This window comes from Clostridium formicaceticum, assembly GCF_001854185.1.
Lineage (GTDB): Bacteria > Bacillota > Clostridia > Peptostreptococcales > Natronincolaceae > Andreesenella > Andreesenella formicacetica.
In genome coordinates, this window is sequence record NZ_CP017603.1 from 147210 (window position 1) to 166092 (window position 18883).

Annotated in this window: 20 protein-coding genes, 1 pseudogene and 1 riboswitch; all 21 genes and pseudogenes read right to left on the reverse strand. The window is 38.0% G+C overall.

Annotated elements, in window-relative coordinates; all coding sequences use genetic code 11:
- Positions 1–37: 37 nt before the first annotated feature.
- Positions 38–216: riboswitch (cobalamin riboswitch) on the reverse strand.
- A 534-nt stretch (positions 217–750) separates the two neighbouring features.
- The 21 genes and pseudogenes from eutM to BJL90_RS00735 all read right to left on the reverse strand — a co-directional run bounded on the left by eutM (position 751) and on the right by BJL90_RS00735 (position 18812).
- On the reverse strand, positions 751–1050 hold the full coding sequence (gene eutM, locus BJL90_RS00640; protein WP_070963395.1) for an ethanolamine utilization microcompartment protein EutM: 300 nt from the start codon (positions 1048–1050) through the stop codon (positions 751–753).
- A gap of 21 nt (positions 1051–1071) precedes the next feature.
- Positions 1072–1722 carry a phosphate propanoyltransferase gene (locus BJL90_RS00645; protein WP_070963397.1) on the reverse strand — a complete coding sequence of 217 codons (651 nt, stop codon included), beginning with the start codon at positions 1720–1722 and terminating at the stop codon, positions 1072–1074.
- A 2-nt stretch (positions 1723–1724) separates the two neighbouring features.
- Positions 1725–3260 (reverse strand): acetaldehyde dehydrogenase (acetylating), encoded by a 1536-nt coding sequence (locus BJL90_RS00650; RefSeq protein ID WP_070963398.1) that lies wholly within the window; start codon positions 3258–3260, stop codon positions 1725–1727.
- Between the two features lie 441 nt (positions 3261–3701).
- A pseudogene (locus BJL90_RS23305) lies at positions 3702–3977 on the reverse strand (BMC domain-containing protein); the annotation flags it as partial.
- A gap of 39 nt (positions 3978–4016) precedes the next feature.
- Positions 4017–4670, reverse strand: a complete 654-nt coding sequence (locus tag BJL90_RS00660; RefSeq protein WP_070963402.1) for a cupin domain-containing protein — start codon at positions 4668–4670, stop codon at positions 4017–4019.
- Positions 4671–4733: 63 nt separating this feature from the next.
- Positions 4734–5282, reverse strand: coding sequence for a BMC domain-containing protein (locus tag BJL90_RS00665; protein WP_070963404.1), 549 nt, complete (start codon positions 5280–5282; stop codon positions 4734–4736).
- A complete protein-coding gene (locus tag BJL90_RS00670) occupies positions 5257–6612 on the reverse strand; it encodes a 4Fe-4S dicluster domain-containing protein (protein ID WP_070963406.1) in 1356 nt (451 codons plus the stop codon). Before BJL90_RS00670 ends, BJL90_RS00665 begins: the two co-directional genes overlap by 26 nt.
- Positions 6613–6629: 17 nt before the next feature.
- Positions 6630–6893, reverse strand: coding sequence for a EutN/CcmL family microcompartment protein (locus tag BJL90_RS00675; RefSeq protein WP_070963407.1), 264 nt, complete (start codon positions 6891–6893; stop codon positions 6630–6632).
- Complete coding sequence (locus BJL90_RS00680; RefSeq protein WP_070963409.1) at positions 6887–7192, reverse strand: BMC domain-containing protein; 306 nt, start codon at positions 7190–7192, stop codon at positions 6887–6889. The genes BJL90_RS00675 and BJL90_RS00680 overlap by 7 nt, the downstream gene beginning before the upstream one ends.
- Positions 7193–7205: 13 nt before the next feature.
- A complete protein-coding gene (eutJ, locus tag BJL90_RS00685; RefSeq protein ID WP_070963411.1) occupies positions 7206–8051 on the reverse strand; it encodes an ethanolamine utilization protein EutJ in 846 nt (281 codons plus the stop codon).
- Positions 8033–8710, reverse strand: coding sequence for a hypothetical protein (locus tag BJL90_RS00690; protein ID WP_070963413.1), 678 nt, complete (start codon positions 8708–8710; stop codon positions 8033–8035). Before BJL90_RS00690 ends, eutJ begins: the two co-directional genes overlap by 19 nt.
- 148 nt (positions 8711–8858) lie before the next feature.
- Positions 8859–9809: a choline TMA-lyase-activating enzyme gene (cutD, locus tag BJL90_RS00695; protein ID WP_070963414.1), complete on the reverse strand. Its 951-nt coding sequence runs from the start codon at positions 9807–9809 to the stop codon at positions 8859–8861.
- On the reverse strand, positions 9799–9924 hold the full coding sequence (locus BJL90_RS23005) for a hypothetical protein (protein WP_257786396.1): 126 nt from the start codon (positions 9922–9924) through the stop codon (positions 9799–9801). The genes cutD and BJL90_RS23005 overlap by 11 nt, the downstream gene beginning before the upstream one ends.
- A 52-nt stretch (positions 9925–9976) precedes the next feature.
- Positions 9977–10738 (reverse strand): IS21-like element helper ATPase IstB, encoded by a 762-nt coding sequence (gene istB, locus BJL90_RS00700; RefSeq protein WP_070963417.1) that lies wholly within the window; start codon positions 10736–10738, stop codon positions 9977–9979.
- Positions 10735–12318 (reverse strand): IS21 family transposase, encoded by a 1584-nt coding sequence (istA, locus tag BJL90_RS00705; protein WP_070963420.1) that lies wholly within the window; start codon positions 12316–12318, stop codon positions 10735–10737. The genes istB and istA overlap by 4 nt, the downstream gene beginning before the upstream one ends.
- Positions 12319–12794: 476 nt before the next feature.
- Positions 12795–15335 carry a choline trimethylamine-lyase gene (gene cutC, locus BJL90_RS00710; RefSeq protein WP_070963422.1) on the reverse strand — a complete coding sequence of 847 codons (2541 nt, stop codon included), beginning with the start codon at positions 15333–15335 and terminating at the stop codon, positions 12795–12797.
- Between the two features lie 62 nt (positions 15336–15397).
- Entirely contained in the window at positions 15398–15700 is a 303-nt protein-coding gene (locus tag BJL90_RS00715) for a BMC domain-containing protein (RefSeq protein ID WP_070963424.1), read from the reverse strand.
- A 25-nt stretch (positions 15701–15725) separates the two neighbouring features.
- Positions 15726–16022, reverse strand: a complete 297-nt coding sequence (locus BJL90_RS00720; RefSeq protein WP_070963426.1) for a BMC domain-containing protein — start codon at positions 16020–16022, stop codon at positions 15726–15728.
- A 118-nt stretch (positions 16023–16140) separates the two neighbouring features.
- Positions 16141–16407: a hypothetical protein gene (locus BJL90_RS00725; RefSeq protein WP_070963428.1), complete on the reverse strand. Its 267-nt coding sequence runs from the start codon at positions 16405–16407 to the stop codon at positions 16141–16143.
- Positions 16394–17500, reverse strand: coding sequence for a hypothetical protein (locus BJL90_RS00730; RefSeq protein ID WP_070963429.1), 1107 nt, complete (start codon positions 17498–17500; stop codon positions 16394–16396). Before BJL90_RS00730 ends, BJL90_RS00725 begins: the two co-directional genes overlap by 14 nt.
- 397 nt (positions 17501–17897) lie before the next feature.
- Positions 17898–18812 (reverse strand): choline kinase family protein, encoded by a 915-nt coding sequence (locus BJL90_RS00735; protein ID WP_070963431.1) that lies wholly within the window; start codon positions 18810–18812, stop codon positions 17898–17900.
- Between the last annotated feature and the right edge of the window lie 71 nt (positions 18813–18883).

Genomic DNA, 18883 nt, shown 5'->3' on the forward strand with positions numbered 1-18883 from the left:
ATTAAAATAGTTCCAATCCCTCCCCTCCGAAGGTTTTGTTTTGTCATAGTATAAGGCAGGTTTCCTGACTCATGGATCATCTTACTTTCCGACCTTCTTAGTTTCCTAATGGTTCCTCGGATTTCATTCCCAATTACAGTAGCGGGGGCTGTAGTGGTTTTGCACCACTTTCCCTTTTAACTCTATTTAAAGAGCACCCTATACATTTAATTAAATTTTGCTAAGCATATATACATGATTTTTTAGCATTTTTCACTATATTTTTATCATATTTTGTAAATTTTGTCAATATTTCATTTTATTGGATTATTTATCAAAAAAATAGCATGCTATTATTACAGCAAAATCCATATTAATTATATAGGCTTTTTCTGCCTTTTTTCAAATATGTCTAATGTTATCATTTTGCTATGATAATCTCTCCTTGCTGCTATTGTGTTGGTAATGAATTTATCATTTAAATGACATTGTGTATGATTTTTAAAAACATATACCAAAATATAATGATAATGACTTTTATTTTCGTTTACAATAGTATCACGATTGATTTTCAATGTCAATAACAAATTTGAAATAAATGTAATTTTAGTAATAAAAAGGTTGGTTTTACATTTTTAGTATGTATTTATGAATCTAATTCGTATTTATAAATTTCTACTCATTATTTGTAGACATGTTCTTAAACTTAAACAAAACAACTGAAGGATAGCGTTTAATCGCTACCCTTCAGTTTAAATGATTTTTGACTTTCTATTTTACAGTTTCCTTTTCTATCTTTCCTGCTGGAAGAATCCCTTCAACTTCAACGTGTGGACGTGGAATAACATGCACTGAAATTAATTCTCCAACTCTTTGTGCAGCTGCAGCTCCAGCGTCTGTTGCCGCCTTTACAGCACCAACATCACCTCTTACCATCACTGTTACTAAACCACCGCCAATATGTTCTTTACCAATTAGATAAACATTTGCTGCCTTCACCATTGCGTCCGCAGCTTCAACAGCGCCTACTAAACCCTTCGTTTCTATCATTCCTAATGCATCATATTTCATTTTTTATTCCTCCTAAATTTTTTATTTTATTATTCTAATTTTTGATAATGCGTTAATATGCATAGCATTTGCTTCTTCTGTGTCCACATGAAACTCTAAAGCAGAACCATCATTTGCTCTAATAGCAACATTACTATAAATACCACCTCTTGCTCCATCTACCTCAATTGAAACGATCTGTCCATCCTGCACCCCTAAACGCTTAGCATCTTCACTGTTCATATGAATGTGTCGTTGTGCTACAACCAGACCTTCCGCAATTTGAACGGAACCCTTTGGGCCGACGAGTGTTATTCCTGGTGTTCCATGTAAATCCCCTGATAACCTGATTTCTGAGACTACCCCCAGTTTAAAACAATCTCCTACTAAAACTTCCACCTGCGTGTGACCGCGCACTGGACCAAGAACTCTAACCTTTTCAATGGCACCCTTTGGTCCACAGATTGTTACGGTTTCCTTACAAGCATACTGACCAGGCTGTGACAAATCTTTCATTTTGGTCATCTGATAACCTTCTCCAAATAAGCAATTCATATCTACCTGTGACAGGTGAATATGGCGATTGGAAACCCCTACTGGAATTTCATAGGTTTCTTCTTTTTTTTCTGTTGAAGACGTATTAGCTTTAAGGGTCTCTAGTAAAAGCTTTAGGATAGCTTCCTGATTGTCCATTGTTATTTGGCTCCCTTCAAAGCTTGTAGGATTTCATTGACTAAACTTAAAAGCTTTTCATGATCAGTGCAATCTATTTTCAATCCATTGAAAGAAGGTGTATTTCCACAGCATCCTGTTTCAGCCTTCACTGCATGGCTGTTTAGTTCAGGATAGCTAAAAGACGTATCAGCAGAAGCCAAAGTGCTACAATCCTTTAAACCATATGCAATTCTTTTAATATTAATCAAATGCATTGGTGTAACATTCTCAGAAACTGAGCTTCCTCCCCATGTACCACAACCTAATGTAAAGGAAGGTATAAGACCAGTGCTTGCACCAGTTCCTCCTTGGGCACTGCCTGTATTCACTAAAATACGTGCTGCTGGCTTTTTAGCAAACTTCATTACCATATCTCTATCTTCCGTATGAAGGCTCATGGTGTGTCCTATTCCATTTTGAAGTAGTTGTATACTAAGTTCACATGCCTCATGCCAATCCTTCACTGTATAAAAGGCGATGACTGTTGTTAGTTTTTCATAGGATAATGGATACTCTTCACCAACCCCCTGCTGCTCTCCTATTAGAATCTTTGTTCCTTCTGGAATAGAAATTCCAGCTGCTTCTGCAATCACCTGCGGGGTCCTACCTACAAATTTGGCATTCATGGTGTGTCCTGTCTTAAATAACAGCTTGCAAACTTTTTTCGTTTCTTCTGCTGTCATAAAGTATCCACCCTGCTTCTTAAGCTCAGCTATCACCGCTTCACGGTTACATTCTTCCACAATGATGGACTGCTCAGATGCACAAATTGTACCATGATCAAAGGTCTTACTTGCAATAATATTGCTAACCGCTTTTTGAATATTTGCAGTTCTCTCAATATAAGCCGGTGAGTTACCAGCACCAACACCTAATGCAGGCTTACCTGCACTATAGGATGCCTTCACCATTCCTGGACCTCCAGTTGCAATAATCATAGCAATATCCTTATGCTTCATTAGCTCATTTGTAGCTTCCATCGTTGGTGTGGAAATACTGCTTATAATATTTGCAGGAGCCCCTGCTGCTACTGCCGCATCCTGCATTAGGCTTACAGCTTTAAGCGTACATTTTAGTGCTGCAGGATGTGGTGAAAAAACAATGCCATTACGTGATTTAATTGCTATAATTGCTTTAAAGATAGCAGTGGATGTTGGGTTGGTTGATGGCACAATACCCATTAATAGACCCATAGGCTCAGCAATATCAATTACCTGTTGGCTTACATCCTCTCTAATAACGCCAATCGTCTTCATGTCTTTAATTGCATCATAGAGCATCACAGAAGCCATATGATTTTTATAGGCCTTATCTTCAACTTTACCAAATCCAGTTTCTTCTACAGCCATTTTAGCCAGGAAAACTGCGTTTTCTTTCGCTACGCTAACCATGTTGTATAGAATCTTATCGATTTGCTCTTCAGTATAGTCAGCAAGCTGATTTGCAGCAATTTTTCCCAGTCGTGCAATATCTCTTGCTTCTTGTACTGAACGTAAATCACGATCAATGCTTTCCAATCATAACCTCTCCTTCTTTTTTCTAGTGTTTTAAATCATATTTTTAGGTTTTTCCTCTCATTAATGATTCTCGTAATATTTTCTAAACTCTGCCATCAGCAAATTCTTATCTGCCCTGGAGATTTTCCTTCCCACTATGCCAAAGTCTTTATATTCACGGGCTAGGTTTCGAAGTTTTATCACCTTAAACTTTCCAAGTGCTTCTATCGTTTCTTCTATACCAGATTCAAGTACCATCTTGTCTACAGCTTCCTTATGATGCAACTCACTGAAGTTCGACTGTGTCAAAGCACTTGTTTTTTCTTGATTTATTTCTTCTTGAGCTATATTCATCTTTGAATCTTCCTTTAATTCCTCTACCGCATTTTCAATGATTACTACTTCTGGCTCCGTCTTTATTGTTACAATTTCATCAATTGGTGGTTCTTCTTCTGGTTCAGTTTTTGTTGTTGCAATGATGCTGTTTAGTTCCTCATGTGGGCGGGGAATGATATGTTGTGAAATCAGTAATCCTTCATCAATCTTTTTGACTGCTGCTCCACCAGCCTCTACAGCTGCCTTCACCGCCCCAACATCACCCGTTATAGCTATGGAAACAAGACCGCCTCCAACATAGGTCTTTTCTAAGAGATTTACATCTGCTGCCTTTAGCATGGCATCTGCACTCTCTGTAGCTGCGATAAGTCCTTTTGTTTCAATTAACCCAAGTGCCTGCATTGCTTAGCCCTCCCTAACTCTAACTTATAAAAGATCATCTCAGTTGGCTGGATAGGTAACATAGAATACCTTAGCTTTACCAGAAGAAGCCCAAGTAACTTTTGAACCTGATGGAATATAGACAACGTCACCAGGATATGCCGTTAAAGTCTTACCATCGATCGTAACTGTTAAGGCACCTTCAATGACATAATTAATTTCTTGATAGGTTAGTTCCCTGTCAAATTTGGAATCATCAATCGCTAAGAATCCGGCACACATGGAAGACTCATCCTTACTAATTAATTCTTGATAGGACACCTTTGCATCAGGATCTCCAGTATCAAAAACATCGAACTTTACCGAATTACCCCGTATTACCTTTAAACCATTAAAAGCACTTTCAGCTACATACTTAGGGTTAACAATTGAGTCAAGTATTCCGTTTAAAAGTCCTTGATCCATCATAGCCTTCAATAACTTGTAAATCATTTCACTGTCTAATCCATCTTCGCAGGCCTTTACCGCTTCAGATACTTTGGCTTCAGTTGCTTTTTCTTCACAAGTAGGTGTTTCTGTAGAAAACGCTATACCGCAAGCTTGCGCTACATCTTTTGCTGAGGGTGTAATAATTGTATTGCTGTCAATATAAATGACTTTTTTTCCTTGACCTTCAGCAACTTCAACATCCTTTGCGCAAATCAACTTTTTCACACTTTCACATCCTTTCCTCCTGTCTTTAAGACACCTTTTTATATACAAAAATTCTTATATATTTTAAAGTAAAGATGCCACCAATACATCCGAGGGAGAAGGTATAACCTCTACATTTACTAAGAGACCATTATCCTTTACAGCAGCTTTCCCTGCTTCAACACCGGCTTGAACTGCAGCCACATCACCAGTAAAAATAAAGAATGATTTACCTCCCAATCCATTCCCCAAACGTAACTCTAATGGCTGTAATTCTGCTGCCTTAAGTACTGCATCAGCAGCAATAATCATCGTCGCTTGGGCGAAGGACTCGATAATGCCTAAAGCCTGAATACGATCTGGCATAGTTGTACCAGTAATTGCTGGAAATACCTGAGGATTTACATTGGGTATAACGATCGAATCAACCAAATATTCTTCTGCCGCCCTTTCCCCAGTACGCACTGAATCATAAACCGATGCTACATCACCGTGAACAATTGCAATATATTTGCCCGGACAGGTAGAACCAGCTGTAACGATTTCTACATCAGCAGCCTTCACCATTTGGTCTGCTGCATATATTCCCCGGGCAACACTAGTAAATTCAACCATTCCTATTGCTTTTGGCATATTCGTCCCTCCTTATTGCAATAAAATCTTTTTCAATTTCAACGATATTTCCTGAGATACTTGCATGTATCGTAGCACCTAAGCTTCCTTCAGGAATTTTACCTATTTTTTGACCTGCCTCAACATAGTCCCCAACGGAAACAATTGGAACCGCAGGTGCCCCTACATGCTGCCTTGTTGAGATATATACTACTTCCGGTTTTACTTCAGCTTCTGTCATAGGCGCTGGCTTATCAAAAGGAGATAAACCTAATCTAGCTATAAGTCGTTTACTTGGAAGCAATCTGTACTCCCGACTTTTGCGAGCTATAAAGTCTGACTTTTTTGGTGTATATCTTATATTTTCCTCTGCTAATTTACCTTTGAAGTGGATATTTGCAAATTTAGGATAGAGTCCTGCTGGGCATGAGAAGAGTTCACATAAATTGCATTGACAACAGAGCTGTGCAATCTTTTGCCCTTCAACATCCGTCAGTGCATAATTTAAAGCACGCATCATTTTGTGAGGCTGCATTTCATGTCCTAGAAGATAACGTGGACACATATCTGTGCACATACGACACTGCTCACAAGCTGACCTGTTCACTCTTTTCGCCAGTTCTATGCTAACAGATTTTTTTCTTACTAAGTAATGATCCTTTTTTAAAATTACAAATCCCTTACTTTTCTTAGTAACATAACCATCTAAGCTACTCATCATAGGACCCATCATAGGACCACCATCAATCACTGCACAGTTATCAAAGTCTTCAATGCCACTTAACTTTAAGATATCTATAATAGGTGTACCTACAGGAACCTTTATAGTGAAAGGCTTAGGAACATCCCCTGCAACTGTAATATATGTTTGTATAACTGGCTGTTGAATAGACGCATAGTATACATTTAATGCAGTTTCTGAGTTCATCACGACACATCCAACTTGAATTGGGATACCTGCTTCTGGAACAACCCTGCCTGTCAGTTCATAAACCAGTACCTGTTCATCACCTGCAGGATAGATATCCGGTAGTTCTCTCACTTCAACAAAATCTCCTACCTGAAGTGCCTCAACCCGCTCCCTCAGTATAGCAACTACTTTTTTATGCTTTCCTTTTATGCCTATAAGGGCTTTGCTTGCACCAACAAACTTTCCTGCTGCTTCAAACCCTTTTATAATTTCATCTGGAAACAACGCCATCAGCTGTTGGTCCACCCTCAATAACGGTTCACATTCAGCGCCATTAAGAAGGATATATTCAGCCTTTGCTTGAAGTTTTACATGGGTAGGAAACCCTGCTCCCCCTGCACCAACAATACCGGCTTCTTTTACCATATCAAGAAGATTCATTCTTGTACCTCCTGAATTTATCCAAAATTGCAATCTTCATCAATAATTCCCACAACAGCTGCATCAATGGGAATATTATCATTATCTAGTATTTTTCGGGCTGCTGAGCCGGTGGAAATAATCACTCGATCTCCAATGCCGGCACCAATGTTGTCTATAACAATGAGCCGCTGACCGTTATCACTGCCGCCAATGATTTCTGCCAGCATAAATTTTAATCCTTTCAGCGAATCTGCCTTCCTAGTTGCCCATATATTATCAATTAATCTTGCAGCTAACATATAGCTTTCTCCTTTTCTAGATGGCATTTCATCTCTAAAATCGCTGCCTCAACAGAAGCCGTATCACCAAAGATTGCTATCATAATCATATTTTGCGGACAACTCCCTTTAATATCTGACACTGTTACACCAACAGCCTTCTCAGCAATATCTGCTGCACAAATCATATCGATCATTCTACCCTGTACCAAACCAATTGCATCCACACAACTCCAATCATTACTAACACCTGTCCCCAGCCGCTTCATAAGAATATCAACGGTGCCTTTTGATGGAGATTTAATCACTCTAAATTCCATGACCAAACATCTCCTAATCTATACTTTCCTGTGTGCAGCTAAGTGCTATGCCTAAAGGAGTTACAAACATAGGATTTTGAGGCTTATGGGTAAAAATGCCTGTCTTTTTTGTTATGATATCTTCAATACCTGCCAGACAACAAGTTCCCCCAACCAACAATATTTCCTCCACGTCATGATCCTTAATATGTTGATTGATGATAGAGGCTATTTTTTCAACCACTGGCTTTAATACAGGTAACAGCTCTTTATGATTTCTAGCCTCTCTCTTGTACAGTTCTGCCTCTTGAAATGACATGCCATAGGCACCAGAAACAACCAGGGAGAAATGGGTACCGCCTGTTGGCTCATCAGCGATATAAACAACTTCACCATTTTTTAGTATTGAAATTCCTGTTGTTCCGCCACCTATATCCACCACCGCACCATTTTGAATCTTTAGAACCTTATTGGCTGCCGTAGGTTCATCAAGGACATTGGTGAGTTCAAAGCCGGCAGCCTGAACCACATTTTTCACTGCCCCTGAATCCAAAGTATCTGTCCCTGGCGGTATTGCAGCAGCGCCATAAATGAGTTCTATGCCTAATTTTGCTTCAATCTGCTGCTTTAACTCTTTAACAATTTTTATTGCACCAATATAATCTATCACCATACCATCCCGAACTACATCAGCATATCGGTAAGCACCTGCAACTGGTTTGTAGTTTTCATCCAAAACTGCTAAAACAACACATGCCGTACCTAAATCTACACCGGTGTAGTAAACCGAAGACTTACTTATAATGGGCTGTTCCACTACATCTTCAAAGTCTCGGACAAGCTGATCACAATATTCATAATTTAGCGCTCTCTCTGACATCTTTTACCTCCAAAAATAGAACAGATCATTTGGGATAAGGCATTAATACTCTGATGAACCTTCCCGATCATCTCTTTATAAAATTCATTTTCACTATCATTGTTCTCAAATGCCTCTAAAAGGAAGGCTTCTAGCTCTCTAAGGGCACACCGCAGCCTGTGTAAAAGAATGATAGCTCTACCTTTTTCTAGTTGTATGTGAAATTCTGTGATTTCAAAGCAGTCATCTAAGTCATCAAAAAAATTATCTGATTTTATCCCTATACATTCCTTACAACCAAATGTTTCAATGGCATTCGTTTGTAAACCATTTTTAATGTTTGAAAACTGTTTGCCTAAATGGATGACACTTTGGGCTAAAAGAATATCCCTACTTAAAAGTTCCTCTGCAGTCATAAGAAATAGTGCTTCCATTGATTTCATCTTCCAGTAAAACATCTTCTTTTTCCAATGGTCTTTTGTTTCTATTTCTTTAGATGGTTCCTTTATATCTTCTGTGCCTTTTTTCATACTAGGATCATCCTCAACCATATTGATCCCACGATCTAATAAAAACTGACGTCCTCCTGGTGTAAGCCTTTCTCCGGCTTTTATTGCATAAGTAGTAAAAGGTTCTTTTCTAAATAAGTCCCGCAAATCTTCTTCGGTGATAAACTTCATATTCATTCCCCTTTACTTTACTTTCCTTGTCCTAAAAACAAGTATTCTTTCAATGCTCCAATACCTATTCCCTTAGGAACACTTACCTTATAATAAGGCTCTCACAAAAATTACCTCTCGATTTATTTTCTATATGGCCACTGATTTATTAATGCCTTATCACTGAAACGGGAAAATCATATTCCCTCATCCAACCCTCAATGATTGCTAACGTATCATTGCTTAATTGAAATTCTCCTTCCATTTGATACTCCATACCCAACTGCTTGTACTTATTGACGCCCAGTTTATGATAAGGAAGTAGATCTATACCCTTAAAATTTTTATAATCGCGATAGAGCGTTAGAAAATCTATAACTTTTTTCATCTCATCTTGGCTATCATTTATACCTTTTAAAAGGGGCATTCTTATTTTCACGTTATAACCACGATGCAACAGTTCCTTTAGGTTTTCCAGGATTTTTTCATTGCGTACTCCTGTTAGCTGGTAATGTCTTTCGGAGTCAATGTGCTTTAGATCATAAAGGAATAAATCAGTGAACTCAGCAACCTGCAGCATGGACTCAAGCTTTGTATAACCACAGGTCTCAATGGCTGTATTTATTCCTTCCCGCTTGCAAGCCATCAGCAGACTTGCAGCAAATTCTGGCTGCATCATTACCTCGCCACCGCCTAAAGTGACACCACCACCTGAGATATCATAAAAGGCTTCATCTTCTTCTATAATCTCTAAAAGTTCGTCAACGGTTTTTGCTTCTCCCACAATCGATAATGCAGCTTGCGTGCAAGCCTTTTCGCATATATGACATCCTACACAATCAATACTTCGATTGATTACATGTTTTTCTTCCCTAGTCATGCTATGAATTCCAACAGGACAAACCGAGACACAAGCGCCACAATTAATACATGAACTGCCTTTAAACATCACTTGATATTTTCCTTCCACCCCTTCAGGGTTAGAACACCATTTACAGCGTAATGGGCATCCTTTAAAGAACACCATGGTTCTTATTCCTGGGCCATCATACATATTGTATTTTTGTATATTAAATATAAATCCTTTTCCTTCAGTTATAGCCGCCTTATTATTGCTCATATCCTATCATCTCCCGTTTGATTCCTTTAGCTATCTTATAGATAACATCAGGACTTAATTTTGATATACTAAGGGCTACATTTGCAACCCACGGTTTTAGGGCTGTATTTGTCAATCCAAAATTCCTCTATATACTAATTGAAATTTCCCCTAGGGGAGTAAAAAAATTATTGTTCCTCAAGCCATCGTTTGGTTTCTTTTAATCTGTAAGAATTACCATTCATATTTACTATATAAGATTTATGGGTTAATCTATCTATCATAGCTGCTGTCATAACTGGATCTTTAAATATTTCATCCCACCTTTCAAAGGAAAGATTGGTTGTGATAATGGTTGATTTTCTACCCGCTCTCAAAGATAAGTATGTGAAAAGTAGCTCGGAAGCCTCCTTATCAAAGGAGATATATCCTAATTCATCGGCTATGATTAAATCATACTTTTCAAACCTTTTTTCAAAGGCACGAAGGTTTTTTTCTGACCTACTTTCCTTTAATTCATTCACCAATAGGGGAATGGTAGTGAATAGGACTTTATAGCCTACATTACAGGCTTTTATGCCCAAACCAATAGCCATATGGGTCTTCCCCGTGCCTGGGTTACCTGCAAGGATAATATTTTGACCCGTTTCAATAAATTCAAGGGTTGAAAACACCTTCACTTTATTTCTTGCATCTTCTGGCAAATCTTCTATGATTAAATCTTCAAGGTATTTTTTATATGGAAATCTTGCACTTCTAATCCTGCTCTTCCTCCCATTGTCTTTTCTAAGGTCATATTCTTTTTCTAAAAGATCGTAAAGGAAAGTGTCATAGGTTTTAGAGTCTTTATTGGCTTCGGTAAGTTCTTCTTTAAAATGCCTTAGAATATATGGCAGCTTAAGTTCTTTAGAAAACAATGCTATTTTTTCATAGATGTCTTTATGGTTCATATGATTTTCGCCTCCTTCTTAAAGGCTACACAGGAACCTTTAAGAAGATTACCATAATGGCTTAATATTAATTTAGATTGTTCTTCTATTTGAGTAGTCCTTTCGCGATTAATGACTTTTCCTTCGTCTTCATTTCTGTTACAAAGCATTTTTATCTTCTCTGTATTAACTCCTATGGGACTGAGCTTTTCCAAATCTTTAATGATATTCTCAACTTTTTCTAATCCTTTTTGACCAATTAATTCAAGAAGGTCTATGAAATCCTTAGGATTTTCGGTATAATATTTATTGTATATGGTTTGAAGCGTGGGGTTCATTTGTCGCATGGCTGTGCTGGAATGAAGTGACCCAGGCTTCTTTTTTATGGTTTTTATGTAATGCTCTATCTTAATATTCCAAGTGTGAACACCATAGTTTCTGTTATGCTGAGCTATGAGCTTATTTTGATGGTAGACAAAGATTGTTTCTGGATATATTTTTACAAAGACGAACTTACCTACTAGATCATCGGGAACAGAGTATTTGTTTTCATCAATGCTTATGACAGAATATTTATTGACTCTAAGCTCTGCCGTTCTAGCGGTATCATAACTAGGCATTAATTCAAGAAGATATGGTTTCTCTTCCTCAAGGACATCTCTAGGACTTTTACCATCGTTGTACTCTGTTATGCGGTTATTCAGTTTAACTAATACTTCTTGAAGATATTCATTGGCTTCATCAAGGTTTTTAAAGGTATCTCTTTTGCCAAAAACCTTTCTCCTTATGTACTCGATACTTCTTTCCACATGACCTTTTTCATTGCCGCTACAGGTATTGCAAAATCTATATCTAAACCCGTAATACAAGGATAACTTCAAAAGATCTTCTGTAGGTTCCTTTTCTGTTTTACTGACAAACCTTTTTACAGCTACCTTCATATTGTCATAAACTACTGTTTGATAAACCCCTTCAATTTGGTTAAAAAACTTCACATGGACATCTAGAAAGTGCTCCATCCTTTGGTTATGATACAACCTAGCATAACGATAGTTGCCTTTAGCACTGGTGAAGGCTGCCATTTGCAGAGTCTTAGGCTTGCCATCTATGATAAGATTCACATAACCCCAATCAAATTCACATATTTCCCCTAGATGATACTCTTGTCTTATGTAGGCTTCTTTGGTTTGCTTACAATTCTCCCTGATGTAGGTACATACTGTTGGATAGCTTATATCATAACCTTCTTCAATTAGAGCTTCATAAATATCAATCTTTTTCTTCTGTTGTTTACTCCTTCCTGTAGCTTTCTTTATCTCATTTTCCTTGAGGAAAAAGTGAATCCTCTCTATTATCTCATCTGTTAGCTTTCTTCTAATCCTATTGCTGCTATCATACTTTGGTGCTGAGATAATATCTGTTATTAGTTCCTTATCTTCCTCCTGAGAGTTGAGTAAATCTCTTTTTTTCTTTTCATACTCCCTAATATATTTTCTTATGGTTTTTCTATCAATTCCAGTTCTCCTATGAATCTCCCACTGGGACTTTCCCTCCCTGAAATGTGATAGAATTATTTCTTGTTTTTCCACTAAACTGATCATCCCCTTAGCCCCCCTATGAAGTATCATAGGGTTATTTTATATTTCCTCTAGGGGAATTTTCAACTATTCTATTAGGGTATTTTTAGATTATCATAAACAAGGGCGAAACCGTAGACCGTGTATATCAAAATTAAAGTTTGAACTTGCTTATCTATAGATAACCAACTACAAAGCTTAACAAAATGCAGACTGGATGCATTTGCAGGAAATGACTACAATGTTCAATTCATGGAAGTGGAAAATCCGTAAAGAAATTTGCATGTTTGAGCGTTAGCGAGTTTGCAAATTTTAGGATTTTTCACTGGAATGAATTGTTAACATTGTTCATTTCTGAAACCGCAGGAGGTCGTATTTTGTTAAGGTATTAAATTGGTTATCTATAGAATAGATCATTTACCTGAGTTGGTCCTCCATATGCCTTATAGCATAGGAGCATCCAACAGCAGATAATATGAAATGTCATCGAATTTACTTCATTAGAAATGTGTTAACATCGTTCTACTTATGATCTCGTCTTGAACATCCTTGCAAAGTTCAACAAAGAATGCACTATAACCCGCCACACGGACGATTAAGTCACGATACTGCTCTGGATGCTTCTGTGCTTCTATTAAGGTATTGTTGTCTAAATAATTGAACTGCATTTCACCAAGACCCAACATACAAGCAGTACGTAGTAATGTCATAATCCCTTGCTCACCTTCTGGTGTATCCAATAGGCCTGCCATCAGCTTAAAATTATGCACCATACCTAAGTTCATGTTATCGCAAGCCATCTTAGAAACGGATTTAATGATGGCGGTAGGCCCTTTAAAATCTGCTCCTTGCGTAGGACTGATACCATCAGATAATGGTGTCCAAGCTTTACGTCCGTTTGCAGATGCACCAGTTAATTGACCAAAAGGCGTGTTGTTAGAGATCGATAAGGTACCATGGCACATAACAGAATATAAAGTTTTGTACTTACGGTGTTCCATTTCAGTAAAATTAATTAAATCAGCAGCAATTAAATCTACATAGTCATCGTCATTACCATACTTAGGTGCCTGTAGGCAATCATTTCTTAGTTGTTCATAGCCTGCAAAGTCAGCTTTCAATGCTTCGTTTATTTGGTGCAGGGTATATTTCTTTTCGTCATAGACTAATCTTTTAATAGCAGCCATAGAATCTACATAGGTTGCTAAACCACTCCACACAACCCCTGGACCAAAGTTGTACATAGCACCGCCGGCAGAAACGTCTTTACCCTTTTCCATACATCCTTCATACATAATGGACATCAGAGGTTTTGGTGCTAATTCTCTATGAACACGCTGTGATATAACGGTAGCTATACTGCTTAACTTAGTAATATATTTAATCTGTTCCTTAACAGCATTTTCAAAGTCTTCGTAAGTTTTGAAATGATTTAGATCACCCATATCAGGACAAACCTGCTTACCATACCATAATGGAATACCTTTGTTCAGTGCTAGTTCAATAGCAATAGGCCATTGTGTATAGGCTGTAGAGGTCCACTGATATAAACGACCAGACTTTTGTGGTTCAACACAACCCATTAAGCAATAGTCACGGGCATCCTCTATAGAGACTCCCTTTGCCAGCATCATCTTAATATGAACATCGTCAAAATGGCATGCTGGGAATCCCATACCAGAGCGGACAACCTCAACGATCTTCTTTAAATATTTCTTTGGTGACTTGCTATGAATACGTGTTGCCAAGGATGGCTGATAGATTCTAACATGACGAACTGCATCCATTAATAAGTAGGTCAAATCATTTGTGGCATCAAGACCTTCGCGGGTAACACCACCAACGCACATGTTTACAAATGGTTGATAACCTGCAAAGAATTTAGATCCACCTTCACTCGTAACCCACATCATCTCTGACATTTTGATTAGCATACAACCAGATAATTCAAATGCTTCATATTCCGTCATACGACCACTTTCTATATCTGCTTTGTAGAATGGATACATATATTGGTCAACACGACCAATTGACATCCCGGTTTGGTTTTCTTCAACGACTAATAAGGATTCCACAGTCCAAACAGCCTGAATGGCTTCCCAAAAGGTGCTAGGTTTATGGGCTGGAACTCTGCTATTTATTTCAGCAATTTTTTGTAGTTCTGCCTTACGCTTAGGATTCGTCTCCTTTGCTGCTAGTTCAGTAGCATACTCAGATAAACGTTTGGCATAGATCATAACCCCTTCCGTGGTTTCAATAACAGCTTTATAGTAATAAATCTTTTCAATATCCTCAGGGTTTTCGTAGCTTAGTTTGTCTAAGTGCTCTTGTGCTTCCCTTTGAATGTCCAACATACCTTTTTTCATTAAGATTACATCATAACCTGGGTTGGAATCTCCACCACCATTTAGTGCATGGTAGGAACAGTCAGAAACAAAGGATTCCCCTGAAATCTCCCAAACACCCGCCTCTCGGTATTGGTCTTCGCAATATTCATCAACAGATTTACCTTTCCAGAAAGGGAAAAGCTCTTCCCGCATATATTTCTTATCTTCTTCTGATATATAAAATGGATCTTGAGGACGAGTACCAATAGTATCAATTTCATTTTCCATCCATCTCCAAGCTATATCAGGAGAAAAAGCCCCAGCACGAGGTGCACCACAAGGCGCTCCCACAATCAATTCGTCTTCTTGAATGACTAAGGGTGCAGTTTCACAACAGTAGCGAAAACTTTTCGCTCTTAGTAAAGTCTTAGGCATACCAGGGTTTTCCTTAGCAATCTTGGTGATAGCCCGGGCACGGTATGTGGTGATACTAGGTTTCCACTTTAAATAGGTCTCCTTTAGTCTCTTAAGACGTTCCGTCATACCATCTGGGATTCCAGTCTCCTTCACATCTGACTGTATGTAACCTGTAGTATCCTCCTTTGCCATTTCCTTGGAAATGCCTTCAAAAACCTTCATCAAAGATGATCGTTCTTCTACAGACATATTTTTAGTAGCTTCTGCAAGCTTATTTGAAAATTCACGAATATCCAAAATCCTTCCCTCCAATTCTTTTTCAATGATTTCTTGTTTTAGCTATTTGCACCTGTGATCCATTAAGGATTCAAAGTTTCAAGGGAATAGCGCGAAATAATTTTTTCAATATCTTGATGCGGACTTGCAATAACGACTGAGCTATAAACTTCAGAACCCATATCTTCCACCGCTTTTACACCGGTTTCTACAGCTGCTTTACATGCACCTACATCTCCTCGAACCAGCACAGAAATATAACCAGAGGCTACGTTTTCAAAACCAATTAATTCAACATCCGCAGCTTTACACATTGCATCCGCAGCCTCCAAAACATAAACGATACCAAATGTCTCTATTAAACCTAAAGCATTGTATCTGCCCATATGCAATCATCCTCCTTATTTACACTTATTTATCAATGTCATAGATTGAAACAATGTCTCCAATAGCTTGAATAGGTCGCGGCATAACGTTTTGTGCTGTTAATTTGCCTATCGCTGCTGCTGCCGCGGCTCCTGCTTCCACAGCCGCCTTTACGGCAGCAATATCGCCCTTTACCATAATTGTAACAAGCGTGGAACCTATATTTTCATAAGATACCAGTTCAACATTAGAAGCCTTTAGCATTTTGTCTGCCGCCTCAAGTGCAGGAACCATCCCTACTGTTTCAACAAGACCTAATGCTTCTTCTCCGTAATATCTCATCGCATTTCCATCCTTTCAAATCTTTATTGTTTAGTATTACTTCCAACGATTTTGCCTCTGCTTGATAAATATCTATTATCTTCTTTGAATCCATGGCATCCAAGGAAGCATCAAATGATTAATCTTTAATGTATTTATTAATTGCATCTTTACCTTCTTGATGTGCTCGATAATAAATTTTCAAAGCACCTGCTTGATCTAATTCAACTTTTGCTTCTTCAAGAAGACCATTGGCTTCGGCTGTCATTAAAGCGTTGAGTACATCATCTTTATTAAGGGCTTTGAATTTGCCGTATTCTCCTTTTAAAGCCTCAATCACATCCTCAGTACAAGCTTCCTTTACTTTTGTAAAATGTTTTAAAATAGCATAATTAAGCGGCTTCATTCAATATCTCCTCCTTTTTATTGAATAAGTCCATTGGATTCATTGCAATTACCAAAATACCTGCCGCCATCATGATTGCAGCAGTCCATTCTATAACACTCAAACCCCAACCTTCCATACCGCCAATTACGCCAAGCAGTAACCAACAGCTTAGTGGTCCAAAGAAGGAGTAAGTTCCATTGGTAGCCATTCCTAGAGCTGCACCAGTCATACTGTTTGCCTTATACCACCACATGAAAGAAATAAATGCTACAAAACCAGATACAGCAAACCAAATCATAGCAGGGCCACTTGTAAAAGCTTGTCCAGCAAGCTTAAATGAAAGCATAGCATTCCCTTCTACCATGCCTAGGATAGGAAGCAAGATTAGTAAGTTGGCAAGGCCTGATGTTACCTGACGTATGGTAATACCAATCTCAGTATCAATCATAGCTGAACCATAGCCAGCTATAACACCTTCAAATCCCCAACCAAGGGCAGCCACAAAAGCAATAATCAATCCCAATACTACACTATCTGCTGCATCACCACCAATACCTACGCTTCCAATCATCACGCTGGCAGCAACACAGATAATAATACCTACTGTCATACGTTTATTTAACTCTTGCTTATATAAAACTCTACCTAAAATAGCACCAATTGCTGGACAAAGGGCGGTTATTGGAATCGCCATTGAACCCGCCAGCTGAATACCAACAACATAGGATACATTGGCAATAGGACCTCCTAAGAGAGCTGCCAGCATGATCATACGACCAGGGGTAGTGTTAATGGTTCTAAAGAAATCTCCAAGTTTCCCTTTCAAACCTACGTTCAACAATGCCCATACAGCACTGCAAATATCATTTACCGCACTCCCAAGGGCCCCTACAATAAATACGATAACAAAAGTTGATAAACCTCCTGTGTTATCCCCATACCAGTCAGCCCAAACCCCCTTAGACATACCTAGTGTCAAGAATGCTGAAAACATACCATAAGTAAGACCTGATAATAAACCAATAATGATTCCCTTTTTAAAGAACTGTGATGACAACTTCTTCTTAGCAGCAACTGCAGACGCATTAACCACCGATGTTGCTTCCTTCATGAACAAAACTCCTTTCTTTTTCTATGTTATATTTATCATAACTGAATAATGGCTTTTTTTATGGCATAAAGTCGATGACTTTACTGTAGAATATCCTTTGATTTTTTTGATGTTATTGTACTATCGTCACTTTTTTGTACAAATGGTATCGATTTTATTTTCAGTTAAGGCATTGTATACTCTCTTGTACTTTAAACCCATCAGCCTTTACAGTTGAAATGGAATTTTTATTGCATAATATCCATCAAAATTAAAAAGACACCTTGATTTCTCAAAGTGTCTTTTTGATTCATGTAAATATTATTATTTTATCGGGAATAAGCCGCCATGCTAGAACAGCTATCACAAGAAACATCAAATAATCATTGCTCAAAGAAAAAGCGACGGCTATAACTATCTAATTCTTTACCATATCGGCAATGGAATAATCTAATGAAATAGTGATTGCCTTGATATTCCTTCGAAAGCGTTCGTATCTCATATAGCAGTAGTCAAGAAAATCGTCGCCATTGTAGTGTCTAATCAATGCCCATACCGTCCAAAGCAAATCCTGTGCCAGCATATAACACTTAATTTTTAGCACTTCTTCCGGCGTCGGTAATTGTCCATAGTAATCTAAAACAAGGTATCCAATGGACTCTTCTGTTAGTCTAGACTCTAGAATATATGCAGCCACATCCCAGCTAGGATCGTTCATTCCAGAATATTCCCAGTCTATAAGATATGTTCTGCCGCTGTCATCTAGGATAAAATTTTCTGGCACTGTATCGTTATGACAAGGAACAGAAATGACATTCTTAATATTTTCTTCTAAAAAATCAAGTAGTTGATTTTTCAATGTAAAATAGTCAAAGAAAAAATCACCATTCATCTCTTTAACAATCTCTTCATACTTATTTAATTCCGTTTCAAAATCAAAGAAATTGGGAAAGTGCTTTGGGCTGGTGTGGGTTTTTTTCATTAAATTAGAAACAGCCCTCAAGTTGACAGGACAATGTGGATCAGCGAGAGCAATGTTTTTGCTGTTTTTAATGTATGCGCTGATCTTAACCCCACTGATCTCGTCAAAATAAATACACTGGGAATTCAGACCCAGCTCTGAGGCAATATTATTATTGACCTTCTCAATTTTCCGGTCAATCATCTGATTGGTCATGCCCCCTGGTTGACGAATAACATATTCCTTACCCTTGATGTTCATAATGTAGTTGTAATTAGTAAGGCCGCCTGCAAAACGAGATTTATCGAATATAATACTGTCATCATTGAAAACAAGACGCAGTTTTTTTTGTACGATTTCTTCCATTTTCATCAATAACTCCACCCTATATATTAAAATTTATTCTTTGTCCATAGGAGGATACAAGGAACATATAGACATGG

What these genes read in the sequence shown, in the direction of transcription:
- BJL90_RS00725 (WP_070963428.1), bottom strand. Translation starts at nt 16,407, where the DNA reads ATGAAGCCGCTTAATTATGCTATTTTAAAACATTTTACAAAAGTAAAG.
- BJL90_RS00665 (WP_070963404.1), bottom strand. Translation starts at nt 5,282, where the DNA reads ATGCCAAAAGCAATAGGAATGGTTGAATTTACTAGTGTTGCCCGGGGA.
- BJL90_RS00715 (WP_070963424.1), bottom strand. Translation starts at nt 15,700, where the DNA reads ATGGGCAGATACAATGCTTTAGGTTTAATAGAGACATTTGGTATCGTT.
- cutD (WP_070963414.1), bottom strand. Translation starts at nt 9,809, where the DNA reads ATGAGCAATAATAAGGCGGCTATAACTGAAGGAAAAGGATTTATATTT.
- BJL90_RS00670 (WP_070963406.1), bottom strand. Translation starts at nt 6,612, where the DNA reads ATGAATCTTCTTGATATGGTAAAAGAAGCCGGTATTGTTGGTGCAGGG.
- BJL90_RS00645 (WP_070963397.1), bottom strand. Translation starts at nt 1,722, where the DNA reads ATGGACAATCAGGAAGCTATCCTAAAGCTTTTACTAGAGACCCTTAAA.
- istB (WP_070963417.1), bottom strand. Translation starts at nt 10,738, where the DNA reads ATGAACCATAAAGACATCTATGAAAAAATAGCATTGTTTTCTAAAGAA.
- BJL90_RS00735 (WP_070963431.1), bottom strand. Translation starts at nt 18,812, where the DNA reads ATGAAAATGGAAGAAATCGTACAAAAAAAACTGCGTCTTGTTTTCAAT.
- BJL90_RS00690 (WP_070963413.1), bottom strand. Translation starts at nt 8,710, where the DNA reads ATGAAGTTTATCACCGAAGAAGATTTGCGGGACTTATTTAGAAAAGAA.
- BJL90_RS00680 (WP_070963409.1), bottom strand. Translation starts at nt 7,192, where the DNA reads ATGGAATTTAGAGTGATTAAATCTCCATCAAAAGGCACCGTTGATATT.
- BJL90_RS00720 (WP_070963426.1), bottom strand. Translation starts at nt 16,022, where the DNA reads ATGAGATATTACGGAGAAGAAGCATTAGGTCTTGTTGAAACAGTAGGG.
- eutJ (WP_070963411.1), bottom strand. Translation starts at nt 8,051, where the DNA reads ATGTCAGAGAGAGCGCTAAATTATGAATATTGTGATCAGCTTGTCCGA.
- istA (WP_070963420.1), bottom strand. Translation starts at nt 12,318, where the DNA reads ATGATCAGTTTAGTGGAAAAACAAGAAATAATTCTATCACATTTCAGG.
- eutM (WP_070963395.1), bottom strand. Translation starts at nt 1,050, where the DNA reads ATGAAATATGATGCATTAGGAATGATAGAAACGAAGGGTTTAGTAGGC.
- BJL90_RS00675 (WP_070963407.1), bottom strand. Translation starts at nt 6,893, where the DNA reads ATGTTAGCTGCAAGATTAATTGATAATATATGGGCAACTAGGAAGGCA.
- BJL90_RS00730 (WP_070963429.1), bottom strand. Translation starts at nt 17,500, where the DNA reads ATGAAGGAAGCAACATCGGTGGTTAATGCGTCTGCAGTTGCTGCTAAG.